The organism is Glutamicibacter sp. St.4D3, assembly GCF_059728615.1.
Genome location: NZ_AP039380.1, coordinates 723,596 through 739,695, shown reverse-complemented (window position 1 = coordinate 739,695; position 16,100 = coordinate 723,596). Strand labels below are relative to the sequence as shown.

Annotated in this window: 11 protein-coding genes; 6 read left to right on the top strand and 5 right to left on the bottom strand. The window is 69.1% G+C overall.

Annotated elements, in window-relative coordinates; translation table 11 throughout:
• Nucleotides 1-85: 85 nt before the first annotated feature.
• Together AC6I21_RS03385 and AC6I21_RS03380 are read right to left on the bottom strand one after the other, a co-directional pair.
• The gene (locus tag AC6I21_RS03385; RefSeq protein WP_171021159.1) at nucleotides 86-1,255 is read right to left on the bottom strand and encodes a resuscitation-promoting factor; all 1,170 of its coding nucleotides are present in this window, start codon (nucleotides 1,253-1,255) and stop codon (nucleotides 86-88) included.
• Between the two features lie 265 nt (nucleotides 1,256-1,520).
• Complete coding sequence (locus AC6I21_RS03380) at nucleotides 1,521-2,477, bottom strand: TatD family hydrolase (RefSeq protein WP_249354397.1); 957 nt, start codon at nucleotides 2,475-2,477, stop codon at nucleotides 1,521-1,523.
• Nucleotides 2,478-2,718: 241 nt separating this feature from the next.
• On the opposite strand from AC6I21_RS03380, the gene AC6I21_RS03375 reads away from it, so the two are divergent.
• Genes AC6I21_RS03375 through AC6I21_RS03365 form a run of 3 tightly spaced genes read left to right on the top strand, consistent with a single transcriptional unit; the run spans nucleotide 2,719 to nucleotide 7,428 of the window.
• A complete protein-coding gene (locus AC6I21_RS03375) occupies nucleotides 2,719-3,690 on the top strand; it encodes an AAA family ATPase (protein ID WP_138175381.1) in 972 nt (323 codons plus the stop codon).
• Nucleotide 3,691: 1 nt separating this feature from the next.
• Nucleotides 3,692-5,047, top strand: coding sequence for a DUF58 domain-containing protein (locus tag AC6I21_RS03370; protein WP_497763108.1), 1,356 nt, complete (start codon nucleotides 3,692-3,694; stop codon nucleotides 5,045-5,047).
• Nucleotides 5,044-7,428: a transglutaminase TgpA family protein gene (locus tag AC6I21_RS03365; RefSeq protein ID WP_497763107.1), complete on the top strand. Its 2,385-nt coding sequence runs from the start codon at nucleotides 5,044-5,046 to the stop codon at nucleotides 7,426-7,428. The genes AC6I21_RS03370 and AC6I21_RS03365 overlap by 4 nt, the downstream gene beginning before the upstream one ends.
• Before the next feature lie 64 nt (nucleotides 7,429-7,492).
• Here the strand turns inward: AC6I21_RS03365 and AC6I21_RS03360 are convergent, their stop codons facing one another.
• Together AC6I21_RS03360 and rsmI are read right to left on the bottom strand one after the other, a co-directional pair.
• On the bottom strand, nucleotides 7,493-8,977 hold the full coding sequence (locus AC6I21_RS03360; protein WP_138175387.1) for an NAD-dependent succinate-semialdehyde dehydrogenase: 1,485 nt from the start codon (nucleotides 8,975-8,977) through the stop codon (nucleotides 7,493-7,495).
• A 314-nt stretch (nucleotides 8,978-9,291) separates the two neighbouring features.
• Nucleotides 9,292-10,215, bottom strand: coding sequence for a 16S rRNA (cytidine(1402)-2'-O)-methyltransferase (rsmI, locus tag AC6I21_RS03355; RefSeq protein WP_138175389.1), 924 nt, complete (start codon nucleotides 10,213-10,215; stop codon nucleotides 9,292-9,294).
• Between the two features lie 68 nt (nucleotides 10,216-10,283).
• Between rsmI and AC6I21_RS03350 the strand changes: the two genes are divergently transcribed.
• The 3 genes from AC6I21_RS03350 to AC6I21_RS03340 all read left to right on the top strand — a co-directional run bounded on the left by AC6I21_RS03350 (nucleotide 10,284) and on the right by AC6I21_RS03340 (nucleotide 14,529).
• A complete protein-coding gene (locus AC6I21_RS03350) occupies nucleotides 10,284-11,894 on the top strand; it encodes a dolichyl-phosphate-mannose--protein mannosyltransferase (protein ID WP_138925746.1) in 1,611 nt (536 codons plus the stop codon).
• A 73-nt stretch (nucleotides 11,895-11,967) separates the two neighbouring features.
• Nucleotides 11,968-13,809 (top strand): AMP-dependent synthetase/ligase, encoded by a 1,842-nt coding sequence (locus AC6I21_RS03345; protein ID WP_497763106.1) that lies wholly within the window; start codon nucleotides 11,968-11,970, stop codon nucleotides 13,807-13,809.
• A gap of 69 nt (nucleotides 13,810-13,878) precedes the next feature.
• Nucleotides 13,879-14,529 (top strand): class I SAM-dependent methyltransferase, encoded by a 651-nt coding sequence (locus AC6I21_RS03340; protein ID WP_138925744.1) that lies wholly within the window; start codon nucleotides 13,879-13,881, stop codon nucleotides 14,527-14,529.
• Nucleotides 14,530-14,621: 92 nt separating this feature from the next.
• On the opposite strand, the gene AC6I21_RS03335 is transcribed toward AC6I21_RS03340, so the two are convergent.
• Nucleotides 14,622-16,046 (bottom strand): TIGR01906 family membrane protein, encoded by a 1,425-nt coding sequence (locus AC6I21_RS03335; protein WP_346922887.1) that lies wholly within the window; start codon nucleotides 16,044-16,046, stop codon nucleotides 14,622-14,624.
• Nucleotides 16,047-16,100 lie beyond the last annotated feature (54 nt).

Here is a 16,100-nt window from a genome sequence, read left to right as displayed (position 1 = left end):
TTCAGCGCCGCCGCGGCGCCCCATAGAACAGCGACGCGACCGCCCGGTGGGGTGGTCGCGTCGCTGTGGGGGGAAATTCGTGGTTCTAGAGCAGGCCGAGCTTGCGGGCGCAGGCCGGCCAGTGGCCCCAGCCGCCGCTGGCGCGCAGCTTCTCCGCTGCGGCCACCTGCTCCTGCGGGGTGGCCTGGTGCGGCAGCGGTGCGTACTTGGTGCCGCCCACGGCACGCCAGGAGGAGGCGGAGAACTGCAGGCCGCCGTAGTAGCCGTTGCCGGTGTTGATCGACCAGTTGCCGCCGGATTCGCACTTGGCCAGGGCCGACCAGGCGCCGGAGACGCTCTTGGGGGTGGCGGTCTTCTTCTTGGACTCGCTCTTGGATTCGGCCGGCTTCTTGGTGCCGACCTTGATGACCTTGGCGACCGGTTCCTTGGTGACCTTGGACTTCAGGACTTCTTCCTCGCCCTTCGTGCCGTTGCGGGTTTCCTGGCGCAGGGTCAGCTCGCGCTCGCCCTTTTCGCCCTTGGTCTTGACCTTGGTCTTGCCCTTCTGAAGCTTGGAGTCCTTGACTTCCTCGGTGCCGAAGGCGATGTCGCGGGTTTCTTCCCAGGTCTTGACCTCGACCTGGATCACGTCGACGTCCATCTTGTCGCTGATCTCGGTGCCCGGCTTGGCGTCCTTGGTGGTCTCGCCGTCGGCCTTCAAATTGATCTCGTCGTTCTCATCCAGCTTCACGCCCTCGGCGTCCAGCAGTTCGGCGACGCTCTGCGCGGTGGTTTCCACCTGCTGCCGCTTGTCCTTGCCGACCTTCAGGTTCACGACCTTCGGGGTGATGATTTCGATGCTTTCGCTCAGTGACATCAGGGCGATGTCATCGGAGAGGGACACTTCGGCGCCCTTTTCCAGTTCCAGCTGCTTGACCACGTCGGCCACGGTCATCCCGGTGGTGTGCACGACCCGGTCGGTGCCGTCCACCGAGACCTGCACCGACTTGTTGCGCTTGACCTTAACGGTCTGCTCGTCATCCAGCGAGGAATCCAGCGCCGGGAAGACCTCGTCGCGTTCCCCCAGGGCGATGTCCTGCTGGGCGAGCAGATCCTCGACGGTGGCGGCGCGGGTGTTCAGCACCTGCTGGTCCCCGTCGATGGCCAGGGTTACGGACTTCTGCCCGGCAATGTAGAAGACGGCGCCGGCGATGATGACGGCGACCGCTACGGCCTGGGCCAGGAACTTGACCGAGCGTTTCTTGAGCAAGTGCATCACAGTGAATGGTTCCCCATCGGTTGTGGGCCGCCGGTTCCCGGTGCCTGAGGCCCGGGCGGGCCCAGTGACCCGTGGGTCACCAATACGTACATACAATTTCCATGCGTCGTGCCGCTGCCACCCCGTACGGGGCTTTGCGGCGCTGTCGCGGCGTCGCTGTGGGGGCGGTTCCAGCCACTCCCGGCGCGAGACACTTGTAGTACCGTAACCGAATTGTAATAATCAGGCAAGCGTGAATGGCGCACGACACACCTGCCCGGGCTTAGAATGCGCCGTACACCTCCAGGGTGTTCGCCATGACCTGCGAGCACAGCTGCTCCAGGTCCGCACCCCGATGCCCGGCCATGAAACGCAGCGTGTAGGGGATCATGTAGCTGGCGTTGGGCCGGCCCCGGTAGGGGTGCGGGGTCAGGAACGGGGCGTCGGTTTCCACCAGGATCAGCCGGGGGTCGGCCAGGGCCAGGGCGTCCTGGATGCCGGTGGAGTTCTTGAAGCTCACGGTTCCGGCGAAGGACATGTACCAGCCGTTTTCGTTGCAGATGCGCGCCAGCTGGCCATCCCCGGAGAAGCAGTGGAAGACCACCCTGGGCGGCAGCTGCTCATCACGCAGCACGCGCACCACGTCCTGGTGGGCGTCGCGGTCGTGGATCTGCAGGGCCTTGCCGTGGCGGCGGGCGATCTCGATGTGGCGGCGGAACGATTCCTCCTGCACCGGCCGACCCTCGGGTCCGGTGCGGAAGTAGTCCAGGCCGGTTTCCCCCACGGCCCGCACCCGCTCCTGCCCGGCCAGCTCGTCGATCCGCTCGATCGCCGCGTCCAGCTGTCCGCGTTCGGCCAGCCGGGCCGCATCATTGGGGTGGATGGCCACGGCGGCCAGCACGGCCGGGTTTTGCTGGGCGGCGCGGACCGCGAATTCCGAGGAGGGCACATCGCAGCCGACCTGGATCAGCCCGGCCACTCCCACCTGGGCGGCGGCCTGCACCGCCTGCTCCACGCTCACATTCAGCTTCCCGTCCCGGAAGTCCAGGTGGGTGTGGTTGTCGATGACCGGCAGCGGCAGGGGTTCGGGAGCCTCGGGGTAGATCAGGTTCCGCTTGCTTCCGTCCTTCTCCTGCGTGGTCGAACGGCTGCGTTCGGCGTCATCCGCCGCGCCCTCCTGCTCACGGGGGCGGTAGGCCTCCGGAATTGCCTGATAGTTGATCTGCTTGCCTCGCCCCACCGTGTTCCCTTCACTTCTCCTTGCGGTGCCCGGCACCGGTGCCCGCCGCCTACGATTCTGCCATCCTGCCCGCCGCGGCGCAGTGTCCCGGGCAACGCCGCAGCACTGGTTGGCTGGATGTGCGCGGACTGCCGGAACCTATTCGTGATGTACCTCACCTTCCGTTGGTAGGGTTAAGCCAACCGGGCAGGACCTGTCCCGGAGCCGGCGACCGCCGCACTTTTCCACCGGGAGGGGCCAGATGAGCGTTCACCAGACGCTGCCAAGTGTTGATGCCGATTTCGGTGAGCAATGCCAGCGAATCATCCAGGGCATGTCCACGGTGATCGATGGCAAGCCGCAGGCCATCAAGACGGCGTTGGTGGTGCTCCTGGCCGGCGGTCACCTGCTGGTGGAGGACGTGCCGGGAGTGGGCAAGACACTGCTGGCCAAGGCGCTGGCCCGCAGCGTGGACGGCACCGTGAACCGCATCCAATTCACCCCGGACTTGCTGCCCAGCGACGTGACCGGGGTATCGGTGTTCTCCCCGCAGACCCAGGACTTCACCTTCCATCCCGGCCCGGTGTTCGCCAACATCGTGATCGCCGACGAAATCAACCGCGCCAACGCCAAGACGCAGGCAGCGCTGCTGGAGTGCATGGAGGAGCTGCAGGTCACGGTGGACTCGGTCACCCACCCGCTGCAGCGGCCCTTCATGGTCATCGCCACGCAGAACCCGATCGACGCGGAGGGCACCTTTGCGCTGCCCGAGGCGCAGCGCGACCGGTTCATGGCCCGCATTTCCATGGGCTACCCGGACCGGGCGGCGGAAATCTCCATGCTCTGCACCCACCACGGCCACGACCCGTTGGCCGAGATCGGTGCGCTGCTGGGCCTGGAGCGGCTGCGCCGGATGATGTTGCAGGTCCAGCGGGTGACCGTGACCGAACGCCTGGCCGGCTACGTGGTGGATTTGGGCCGGGCCACCCGGGAGCACCAGCACGTGCTGGTCGGTGCCTCGCCGCGCGCCCTGCTGCAGTGGGTGCGGGCCGCGAAGTCCCACGCGGCGGTCTGCGGGCGGGACCATGTGCTGCCCGAGGATGTGCGGGAGGTCGCCCCCATGCTGCTGGGCCACCGGCTGCTGCTGACCCGGCGGGCCCTGGCCGAGGGCGTGCACCCCGAGACGGTGGTCGGCGAGGTCCTGCAGCACACCGCGGTGGGTGGGGCGGGCTGAGATGGGCCCGGTTCCCCGCTTTGACCCGAACGACTCGCTGTCCTGGGTGCGCGAGCCCGAACGGTTCGGCGTGCTGCGCAGCTGGCACCTGGACTTGGTCTCCCGGCGCGGCTGGGTGGTGGCCGGCAGCGGGCTGGCGGCGCTGTGGCTGGCCCATCTGCTGGGGCGCCGTGAGCTGATGGCCGTGGGGCTGACCCTGCTGGCCCTGGTGGGGTGCGCCTGGCTGGTGGTGCGCCTGGGCCGGCTGGCCGGTCAGATCACCCGGGTGTTGCCCGAACGCCCGGTCAGCGTGGGCGAGGTGGTGCCGGTGAGCCTGCACTGTGAGCAGCCGGCGGTGATCCGCGAGGTCCTGCCCGAGGGCTACCCGCCCGCCCCCAGTTTCCAGGCTCCGGGCCGTTTCGACTACGAACTGGTCTTCCGCCGCCGCGGTCTGCACCTGCTCGGCCCGGCCCAGCAGCGCCTGGCGGACCCGTGCGGGCTGGTGGACGGGCTGGTGGACACCGGTGAGGCGAGCGGCGTCGCGGTGCGCGCCCACTGTCTGCGCCTGGAGCACTCCACCGCGCTCGGCGAGCGCATGCTCACCGGTGAGGCTCGGCACACCCGGAGCGCCTCGGTGGACTACTACGATGTGGGGATCCGTGATCACCAGCAGGGCGATTCGCTGCGCCAGGTTCACTGGAAGGCGACCGCCCGCCACGGCCGGCTGATGGTGCGCCAGGAAAACTATGTGGCCACCGCGCACAGCCTGATCGTGCTGGACCGGCGGCGCAGTGCCTGGCATGGCCCCGGGGATTTGAATCATGAGATCCCGCAGGGCACCGGCGCCCCGCTAGCCAGCACGCTGCGCTTTGAAAAGGCCCTGTCCCTGTCCTGCAGCATCGGCGAGCTCTATGCCCGGCACGGCTACCAGCTGATGGTGCGAGATCTGGCCGGGCAGGAGCTGGACAACCCGCGCCCGACCCCGTCCGGGCGGGCCGGTGAGATCCCGTTCCCGCAGGCGGCGGTGTCCGGCGCCTCGGCGCTGGACCGCTTCGAGGCCTTCCACGCCGCAACCACCAGCCTGGGCCTGAGCGAGGGCGGGCAGGAGGCTGACGCGCGCGGGCTGGCCGAATCGCTGGGCAAGCTGCTGTTGGGATTCGCCGATGAACCGGTGTTCCTGGTGCTCGGGGAGCTGGGCGTCGCCCAGGCCCGCTGGCTGGCCGGGCTGTCCCGCACGGTGCGCAACGTGGACGTGTTCCTGATCTGCGCGCACCCCGAACGGCACCGGGAGGCGGCCGCCCAGTTCGCGCTCACCCCGTGGCGGGTGCACCTGCATGGGGCGCAGGATCCGCTGGCCCGGCTGTGGGAGTCGCCATGAGCACCGCGCTGCGTGAGCCGCCGGCCCCCGCGGCAGCGGCACCGGCCGAACCGGCCGCAATGCCCCGGCCCGGGCACCCGCTGGCGCACCTGGTCACCGCGCTGTGCCTGTGGGCGGCCCTGCTGGCCGGGATGGCCAGCCTGCACGGGGTGGTGGAGGGCCACGGCTGGCTGTGGAACCTGTGGTTCCCGCTGTTGCTGGTGCACGGCACCGGGGCGGCGGTGCGTGCCAGCCGGTTGCCGGTCTGGCTGGCGCCGCTCGCCTGCCTGCTGGTCGCGGCCGGCTGCGCCTGGTTCTCCCCGGCGCTGGCCGATCCGGGCCTGGGCGGCGGGCGGGGGCAGCGCTTCGGGCAGCTGGTGCACAACGCGAACCTGGAGTTTGCCACCCAGGTGCCCCAGGTGGCGTACACCGCGGCGGTGGATTTCACGTTCCTGCTGCTGGGCCTGGTCCTGGCGGTACTGGTCGAAGCCCTGACCAGCTCCCGGCGCCTGGCCCTGCTGGTGGTGTTGCCGCTGGCCTTCGCCCCGGTGCTGGCCTCCCTGTTCAAGCTCAGCGGGGCCGGGACCGGCTACCTGCTGATCCAGTTCCTGGCCATGATCGGCTACGCCACGTTCCTGCCCTACCGGTATCGCCGCCGACCTTCGGCACTGCCCGGGCGGCGGCAACTGGGTTTTTCCGGCCTGCTGGGCCTGGTGGCCGCGGTGGTGCTGGTGGCCAGCAGCACCTGGATGCCCGGTTTTCGCCAGGGCATGTTCCCCGAAGGCACCCGCCCCTCCGGGGAACTGTTTGCCAGCAACATCGACCCGCTGCTGAACCTGGGCCGGAACCTGCGCAGCAACGGAAACAGCACCCTGCTCAGCTACTACACCTCGGCGCCGGCCGCCCCCTACCTGCGCACCGACGTGATCCAGGACCTGTCCGCCGCACGCTGGGAACCGCAACGCGACCCGCAGGCCCTGGCGTACAGCGGGAACACGGTGCTGCGCGATCAGTACATGTCCTTCGGGGCGAAGCAGGAGGTCACCCAGCTCTCCTGGGACCCGGTGCCGCGCAACCTGCAGCTGCCGCTGCCGCAGAACGCCTATCTCATCCAGGGCCTGCAGGGGACCTGGCGCTGGCAGCCGCAGACCGCCATCGCCTCCTTCACCCGCGAGTCCCGGCAGCAGACCGGCAGCGTGCTGGTCACCCACAGCGTGCCGGAGCTGAACCCCGAGCTGGCGCGGAACTTCGCGTTCTTCGAAAGCCGCACCCCGCCGTTGGATGAGCAGCTCACCCGGCTGCCGGAGGACGGGGGCGGGGCGGTGCACGAGCTGCTGGCGCAGAACCTGCGCCGCGCCTTCGAGGCCAACGGCACCCCGGGCAGCGACTTTGACAAGGCCGTGGCCATCCAGAACTATCTGCGCTCCACCCGGTTCAGCTACTCGGAGCAGACCCCGCTGCGTGAAGGGTATGACGGGGCGAACATGAAGGTGGTCGCCGCGTTCCTCGAGCGCCGCCAGGGCTACTGCGTGCACTTCGCCTCCACCATGGCGCTGCTGGCCCGGCAGGCCGGCATCCCCAGCCGGATTGCGGTGGGCTTCGCCCCCGGAGAGGCCACCGGACAGAGCATCACCCTGGACACCTCCTCCCTGGCCGGGATGAACCAGGACACGGACCTTACCGAACGCACCCTCAACGGGTACCGGGTCAGTGGCCAGGACGCCCATGCCTGGCCCGAACTGTACCTTCCGGGCTTGGGGTGGACCCCCTTTGAGCCGACCCCCGGGCGCGGGGTGACCCCCGACTACGCCCCGGTCCCCCGTTCCGAACCGGCCCCGGATCCCACCCTCAACGACAACCGGGCGCTGGAGGAGACACCGCCCAGCAGCACCCCGGCGCCCACGGGGCAGGCAACCGAAACAACGCCGGGCCCGGGCGAGCAGCGCGGCTGGCCGGCCGCCACCGCGTGGCTGCTGCTGCCGGCGGCAGCGCTCGGGCTGCTCATCGCCCCGCTGCTGCGCGCCTCCGTCCGCCGCCGGCGGCTGGAGGTGGCGCAACAGGGCGGTGCGGCAGGCGCCGGCGCCGTGTGGGAAGAACTGCGCGCCCTGGGCGCTGACTACCAGCAGCCACTGCGGTCCGGGGAAACCGAGGCCGCCTACTGTGCCCGGCTCGCGGCCCAGTTCCCGGCAGCCGGCCCACCCCTGGCCCGGCTTGATGCGCTGATTGAACGCTCCTTCTACGCCGCCCAGCACCCCGGCGCCGCCCAGGGTGTGCAGGCCGGGCAGGACCTGGCGGTCCTCGCCCAGCGAATGCGGGGCGCCTCGCCTTGGGGCCTGCGCCTGCGGGCGCTGGCGTGGCCCGCCTCGCTGCGCGGCACGCCGGCACCAGGGATCCGGGTTTAAACAACCGTGGCGGGGGGCCGGACCCATAGGCCGGCCACCCGCCACGGCGGTGTTTTAGGTGCGACTACTTCGCGGCGTACGGGTCGGCGATGCCGATGTACTGCACGGAGGTGTACTCGTCCAGGCCCTCGGCGCCGCCCTCGCGGCCCATGCCGGACTGCTTCACGCCGCCAAACGGTGCCGCGGCGTTGGAGATCACCCCGGCGTTGAAGCCGACCAGGCCGAATTCGATCTGCTCGGCCACCCGCAGCAGGCGGTTGAAGTCACGCGAGTAGATGTAGGAGGCCAGACCGTATTCGGTGGAGTTGGCCTGCTTGATGGCCTGCTCCTCCGTGGAGAAGGTGGTCACCGGGGCGACCGGGCCGAAGATCTCCTGGGAGAGGATCGCCGAGTCATTCAGCACGTTGGCCAGCACGGTGGGCTGGTAGAAGAAGCCCGGGCCATCGACGGGGGCGCCGCCGACCACCGCGGTGGCACCTTCGGCCACGGCGGATTCAACCAGCGAGTGCACTTCCTTCACGGCCTTCTCCTCGACCAGCGGGCCGACGGTGCTGTCCGGTTCGGTGCCGCGTCCGGGCTTGAGCTTGCCCATGGCGGCGGCGAACTTCTCGGTGAACTGCTTGGCCACCGATTCGTGGACCAGGAAACGGTTCGCGGCGGTGCAGGCCTCGCCCATGTTGCGCATCTTCGCGGCCATGGCGCCTTCCACTGCGGCGTCCAGGTCGGCGTCCTCGAACACGATGAACGGGGCGTTGCCGCCCAGCTCCATCGAGGTGCGCAGCACCTTGTCTGCGGCGTCCTTCAGCAACTGCTTGCCCACCGGGGTGGAGCCGGTGAAGGAAACCTTGCGCAGGCGGTCATCGGCCATCAGCGGTGCGGAGATCTTCGAGGCCGAGGCGCCGGAGACCACGTTGAGCACGCCCGCGGGTAGGCCGGCCTCGATCATGGTGGCGGCGAACAGCTGGGAGGTCAGCGGGGTGAGCTTGGCGGGCTTGAGCACCATGGTGCACCCGGCGGCGATCGCCGGGGCGACCTTGCGCGTGGCCATGGCCAGCGGGAAGTTCCAGGGGGTGATCAGCAGGCACGGGCCGACCGGCTTGTGCTGCACCAGGACCTTGTTCTTGCCCTCCGGGGTGGTGATGTAGCGACCGTAGTGGCGCACGGTCTCCTCGGAGAACCAGCGCAGGAACTCGGCGCCGTAGGTCACCTCACCGCGGGCCTCGGCCAGCGGCTTGCCCATTTCCAGGCTCATCAGCAGCGCGAAGTCCTCGGCGCGTTCGGTCACCAGGTCGAAGCCGCGACGCAGGATCTCGGCGCGTTCGCGCGGGGCGGTGCGTGCCCAGGAGGCCTGCACGGCGTCGGCGGCGTCCAGGGCGGCCAGTGCGTCCTGGGAGGTGGCGCTGGCCAGGGTGGCCAGCTTCTGACCGGTGGCCGGGTCCAGCACGTCAAAGGTGCCGCCATCGGAGGAATCGCGCCATTCCCCGTTGATCAGCAGACCGGTGGGGACCTTGGCTAGCAGCTCTGCTTCGCGTTCGGCGGTAATGCTCATAGCGGCTTCTCCTGTAGTAGTAAGGACTGATGTTGGCGTCATAACCCCGACCGGCAGTCAGGGCGCTGCCAGCCGGGACACTTTCGAGTCCCGGTGGCTTCGCCGGGCGGCATGCCGCGGCCGGCGGCGCCGGGAACTGATCTAGGTCTGCTTCCAACGCTAGGGGGTGCCGGCTGTGGTGTAAACCGCACCTTGCACCAGTGATATACGATCCAATTGTGCATTTAGACTATGCACTTTGGGCCTTGGCGGCACTATTTTGACGCACCAAACCGTGCGGATCGAAGTATTGTTGCGCCGCGCGGGCAAAGGCGCTATTTTTCGCCCTGCTGCCGTGCGGCCAGCACCGCCTCATACAGTTCGCGCTTCTTCAGCCCGCGGGCCTCGGCGACCTCGGCCACCGCCTGCTTCATCCGGGTGCCGGCCGTAATCAGCTGCTGCACCTGCCCCACATGGTCCTCCGGCTTCCCGGCAGCCGGGGCCTGGGCCCCGGAGACCACCACCGCGATCTCCCCGCGCACCCCGTCCTGCGCCCAGGCCAGCAGCTCGGGCACGCTGCCGCGCCGGACCTCTTCGAACTTCTTGGTCAGTTCCCGGGCCACGGCGATCTGCCGTTCGGCGCCGAACACCTCCAACAGGGACTGCAGGAAGGCGGCCAGGCGGTGCGGGGCCTCAAAGAACACCATGGTGCGCTCCTCGGATTCCAGCGCCTGCAGCCGCTTGCGCCGCTCCCCGGCCTTGCGCGGCAGGAACCCCTCGAAGGTGAAGCGGCCGGTGGGCAGCCCAGACAGGGCCAGCGCGGTCAGCACGGCGCTGGGACCGGGTACCGCTGTGACCAGCAGCCCCTCGTCTAGGGCCGCCGCCACCAGCGGGAACCCGGGGTCGGAGACCGCCGGCATCCCCGCGTCGGAGACCACCAGCACCGTCGCCCCGTCGCGCACCGCCTCCAGCACCTCGGAAATCTTGTGCGTTTCATTGTGCTCATGCAGGCTCATCACCCGGCCGGTGGGCCGCACCCCCAGGCCCTGTGCCAGGTGGTGGAAGTTGCGGGTGTCCTCCGCCGCGATCAAGTGCGCGCTGGCCATGATCTCGCGCAGCCGCGGAGAGGCGTCGGAGAGGTTGCCAATCGGGGTGGCCCCCAGCACGATCTGCCCCTGGCCCTCCGGATCCCGTGTGGCGCGGGCCTCGGGTGCCGGCGCGGAAACTGGGGATTCTGGGTTTTCTTTAGCCTGTTGCACCTTATTAGCCTATCCCTAGGTGTGTAACTGCGGCATTTGTATTTTGCCCACCGGTAGCATGAATGACAATGAGCCTCACCGAGTCAAAACCCCAGTCGGCCAGCCCGGTCCGTTCCCCGTACCAGGCCTTCACCGCCAGCGCATTGCGCGAGCGGCTGCTGCCGGCCACCGCCCCCGGCGGCGTCCTGGCGTGGCTCATCCCCCTGGTCGTCACCCTCCTGGGAGGGTTGCTGCGCTTCGTGCACCTGAACCACCCGCACGAACTGATCTTCGATGAGACCTACTACGTCAAGGACGCCTGGGCGCTGCTGCATTTCGGACACGAGATGGAATGGGTGGATGAGAGCAATGACCGGTTCATTGCCGGGGACCCGCAGCTGGAGGGTGGGGCCTCCTACGTGGTGCACCCACCCTTGGGCAAATGGCTGATTGGGCTGGGGATGCTGGTCTTCGGGGAGTACAACGGGCTGGGTTGGCGCACGGCCACCGCACTGTTTGGCACCCTGGCGGTGCTGCTGGTGACCCTGTGCGCCCGGGCGCTGTTCAACTCGCACGCACTGGCCGGGATTGCCGGGCTGCTGCTGGCCGTGGACGGGCATTCGATTGTCATGTCCCGCACGGCGCTGCTGGACGTGTTCCTGATGTTCTTCATCCTGGCCGGGTTCTACGCCCTGGTGCTGGATCGTGCCGACGGGCGGCGGCGGCTGATCGCCAAGCTGAGCATCCCGCCGGGCAACCGGGCGGACTACTGGATGCTGCGCCACGGGCCGATGCTCTGGTTCCGGCCCTGGCGCCTGGTGGCCGGGTTGATGCTGGGCTGCGCGGTGGGCGTGAAGTGGTCGGCCCTGTCCTTCGTCGCGGTGTTCGGGATCCTGACCGTGCTGTGGGACTTGTCGGCGCGACGCACCGCAGGGATCCGCCACTGGGTGGTCTCGGGGCTGTGGCGGGACGGGATCCTGGCCTTTTTCCAGATCATCCCGCTGGTGCTGGCCACCTACCTGGCCACCTGGAGCGGTTGGCTGGCCGGCAGCGAGGGGCGCTACCGCAATTGGGCGGCCGAGCATCCCGGGGAGGGTCTTGGCTGGCTGCCGGCGCCGCTGCGGTCGCTGTGGCAGTACCACGTCTCGGCCTACAGCTTCCATACCGGGCTGGATTCGCCGCACAGCTGGCAGTCCCCGCCCTGGACCTGGATGTTCGCCGGGCGCCCGGTGCTGTTCTACTTCGAGGGCTATGACGAAGCGGTGAACGGCTGCACGGTCTCGCGGTGCACCGAGGTGATCACGGATCTGCCCAACCCGGTGATGTGGTGGGCGGCGGCCCTGAGCATGGTGTTGCTGATCCTGTGGTGGATCGGGGCCCGGGACTGGCGGGCCGGGGCGATCCTCTCCAGCGTTGCGGCCGGGTTCCTGCCCTGGCTGCTGTACCCGGAGCGGACCATGTTCTTCTTCTACACGCTGCCGATGACCCCGTTCCTGATGCTCGCCCTGACGTTCATGATCGGCAAGTTCCTCCCGCCCGGCGGGGCGGCCTCCCCGCGCTATCCGGCCCGGCTGGTGCTGGTGGTGCTGTTCCTGGCGGTGTTGCTGGTGGTCTCGGCTTTCTTCTGGCCGATCTGGTCCGGGCAGATGATCCCGGACACCGCCTGGCGGGCCCGGGTCTGGATTCCCAGTTGGAGCTAAGTACGTTATATTACCGTGAAGTAACTGCCAGGTATTGGCGGTATTTCCCCGACCTGGCAGGAAGATTGAGTTGATGCGCGAAGAGACTGTCGAGCTGCGGCATGACCTGGATGCGAACTACAACACCACCAACCTATTGCTCGAACGCGTCCGGCAGGCCCCGGACAAGCCGCTGTTCAGCGTGCAGCGCCAGGGCACCTGGCGGGACATCAGCGCCCGGCGGTTCCTCACCGATGTGCAACGCCTGGCCACCACGCTGATGAGCAACGGGGTGCAGCCCGGAGACCACGTGGCGATCATGTCCCGCACCCGCTACGAGTGGGCGCTGGTCGAGGAGGCCATCTGGTTCGCCGGGGGCATCTCGGTGCCGGTCTATGAGACCAGCAGCGCCTTCCAGATCGAATGGATCCTGCGTGATTCCGGGGCCCGGGTGGTGTTCGCCGAAAACGCGGACCAGCGGGTGGTGATCCGCCAGGCGGCCGCGCAACTGGGCGAACGGGTGGAGGTCTACCTCTTTGACGCCGGCAACCCTGCCCGGGAGAGCTCCATCCCCTCCTCCAAGCTCAGCGAACTGCTCGCCGACCCCGACCAGGTCAGCCAGCGCCAGCTGGAGGCGGCCCGGAGCCGGGCCGGGCTGCAGGACGTGGCCACCTTGGTCTACACCTCCGGCACCACCGGGCGGCCCAAGGGCTGCATGATGACCCACGCGAACTTCTCCCTGGTCGCCTACAACCTGGTCGACTACATGCGCACCGTGCTCGGCGAGGACCAGCGCACCTTGATGTTCCTGCCGCTGGCCCACGTGCTGGCCCGCGCCGTGCAGCAGGCCTGCATCCACGGCGGGGCGGTGATCGCCCACTCCCCGAACACCGCCACCCTGGTCGAGGACCTGCAGGCGGTGAAGCCCGGCTTCCTGCTGGCGGTGCCGCGGGTGTTTGAGAAGATCCGCAACACGGCGCTGTCCAAGGCCGAGGAGGGCGGCAAGGCGAAGCTCTTCGCGCAGGCCGAACAGGTGGCCATCGCCTACTCCAAGGCCCTGCAGGCCAAGCAGCACGGCACCGGGCGCGGGCCCGGCCTGCTGCTCAAATCCAAGCACAGGCTCTTTGATGTGCTGCTCTACCCCAAGCTGCGCGACGTCTTTGGCGGGCAGTGCGGTTACGCGATCTCCGGGGCCAGCGCCCTGAACGAGGATCTGGCCCACGTCTTCCGTGGCGCCGGCATCCAGCTGGTGGAGGGCTACGGGCTGACCGAGACCACCGCCCCGGCCACCGTGAACCAGCCCGAGCACACCAAGGTGGGCACCGTGGGCCGCCCGATCCCGGGCACCAGCGTGCGCATCGCCGAGGACGGGGAAATCCTGATCAAGGGCATCGGGGTGTTCGCCGGATACCACAACAACCCCAAGGCCACCGCCGAGATGTTCACCCCCGAGGGCTACTTCACCTCCGGGGACACCGGGGAGCTGGACGCGCAGGGCTACCTGATGGTGACCGGTCGGAAGAAGGAGCTGATCGTCACCGCCGGCGGCAAGAACGTCGCCCCCGGCCCGCTGGAGGAAACCGTGCGCGCCGAACGCATCGTCGCGCACTGCATCCTGGTGGGAGACAACCGCCCGTTCATCTCCGCGCTGGTGGCGTTGGATCATGAGGAGCTGGCATTGTGGGCCAAGGCCCGGAACCTGGGTGAGCTCTCGCTGCGCCAAGCCGCCACCCACCCGCAGGTGATCGCCCAGGTGCAGCAGGCGGTGGATGCGGCCAACCTGACCGTCTCCAAGGCCGAGTCGATCCGCAAGTTCCAGATCCTGCCCGATGAGCTGACCGAGGCCTCCGGGCACCTGACCAGCTCGCTCAAGCTCAAGCGTCAAGAGGTGCTCGATACCTACGCCACGGTGATCGACGGGCTCTACCAGCGCTAAGCTGCCCGCCGGCTGGCAGACGCACCGCGGTGCTGGCCTTCCGGTCTCCGCGGGTGCAAGGATGGGGCCATGATCACCCCCGACCTGCAGCAGTACGCCCAGAAGATGCGGGACCTGGCCGCGGCCGGCGTGGACCTGGAAACCGATGCCCGGTTCCTGGACGCGCTGCTGCCGCGTCGGGCCCGGGTGCTGGATCTGGGGTGCGGGATTGGCGCCGCGGTCAACGCGCTGCGCCGCGCGGGCCATCTGGCCTGGGGCATCGACACCTCCGGGGAGGTGCTCCAGGTGGCCGCGGAGCTCTTCGAACCCGCCTGGTACCGCCGGATGCCGGTCACCGACATCGGCTCCGCCCAGCTGCAGCAGGCCGGACTAATCCAGCGCTATGATGGGCTGCTGATGGCGGGCAACGTGGCCGCGTTCCTCTCCGCGCGCGAACTGGCCGGCGTGTTCCGGCAGGCCGGCGCGCTGCTGGATCCGCAGGGCGTGTTCATTCTGGGCACCACCGCCGCCGTCTTTGGCGGGCCCGAGGACCAGGACCGGGCGGCGGAAGGCACCGGGCTGCAGCTGCTGGGGCGCTACGCCGACTGGCACCTGCGCCCCTTCACCCCCGACTCCCCCTGGTGCGTGAGCATCTTCGCGCCCACCACCGCTCGCCAGCTGCCCGGGGCCCCGGACGGGATCTTTGTGCTGGGCGGTCAGGTCGCCCACCCCGACCGGTGAGCGGTGCGGCGCACCACCACTGGGGGCCGTTAACGCACCGTGGCCCCAAGGCAGGTTGATCTGCCTTGGGGCCACGGTGCGCGTTCGCGGCGTTAGCTGTTGCCCAGCCCGAAGACCCGCGCATCCTGGCGCAGCCGGGAGGCTTCGCGGCGCCGGCCGGTGGGCCAGCAGGTGATCAGCACGATGATGACCACCAAGAGCAGCAGCACCGCCAGGCTGATCGCCGAGTCAATCCAGAACTGCTGCGGGTAGAGACGGATCAGCGTGTCGGTGACGTAGAACGTCCAGCTGCCCTCGGAGAAGAACAGCTCATGGAACTTGGTGAAGAAGCCCTGCCAGCCGATCACGGCGGCGACCACCAGCGCGGCCATCAGCCCGAGCGTAATCAGCGCCCCGGCGAACAGCCCGCGGCGCACTCCCCCGGCGTAGCGGCGCATCAGGTAGACGATCAGCACGATCGCCAGCACCGCCAGCACCGCCCCGAGCACGTACGCGAACCCGATCAGGTTCTTCACATCCACCATGTGCTGCACCTCGGCGTCGGTGAACAGCGCCGAATCATCCGCCTGACGCAGCCCGGAGAGGTATTCGGGGCCGGCGAAGTTGTTCAGGTAATCCACCCCGTAGCTGCCATAGGTCAGCCGTTCGGGCCAGGAGAAGCCGTAGGCGTCGGCCGGGAAGCCGGGGCGGCCATAGGCCAGGGCCAGGAAGGCGGGGGTGGCGACCAGGCGGATCGCGGCGATCAGCGACAGGACCGGGAAGATCAGGGCCAGCAGCACCTGGGCGGTGCGTCCCAGCGGCGGCTTGGAGTTCAGGGCACGCTCCCGGGCGACCCGGCGCTTCACGGCGGCCTCGGAGGGCTCGGGTTCTGGGACGTAGCTGCCAAAGACCCGGGAGCGGGCTTCGGCCACGGCGGCGGCCGAGGCGTTGCTCTTCTGGCTGGCGTTGGGCCCGGCGACCGTCACCGGCGGCACGCTGGCGGGCCGGGCGGCGCTGGACCCGGTGTTTTGGGCGGCCTTGGCCTTCTTCTCCGCCGCGATCTCATGGGGCAGCTTAATGGCCCGGATGACATCCTCCACCGGTTCGGTGGCCGGTTCCAGCTTGCTGACCGGTTTGGTGGCCGGGGCGGCCGGCTTCTTCGTCACCGGCTGCACGGTGGTCTTCGGCGCCGGCTGTGCGGCCGGTGCCTGCTCGGCCTTCGGCTTGCCGGCGGCCGGCTGGGCCGCCCCCGAGCCCGGTGCGGCCGGCTTTTGCGCCCCCTTATCCGCCGCGGCGGGCTTGTCCCCGGTCGGGGCCTTCGGGCTGGGCCTTTGGGCCTGCTGCCCGGACGCGGCGGGCGGTGTTGCGGCTTCGGCCTGGGTCGGCTTGGGCTGCTGGTTCTTGTGCTCTTCGAGGCGCGCGGCCAGCTTCTCGGCCTTCTCGCTGAGCGAGGCCTTCACCGTCGGGGCGGGAGTCGTCGGTGCGGGTTGTGGCTTTGCACCTTCGTTCTGCTTGTTGTTCTCCGGCGTTTCAGCCATGAGATGTCCTCCCGGGTGTGCGCGTTGGGCGATCGACGATTTGCTTCAGCCTGC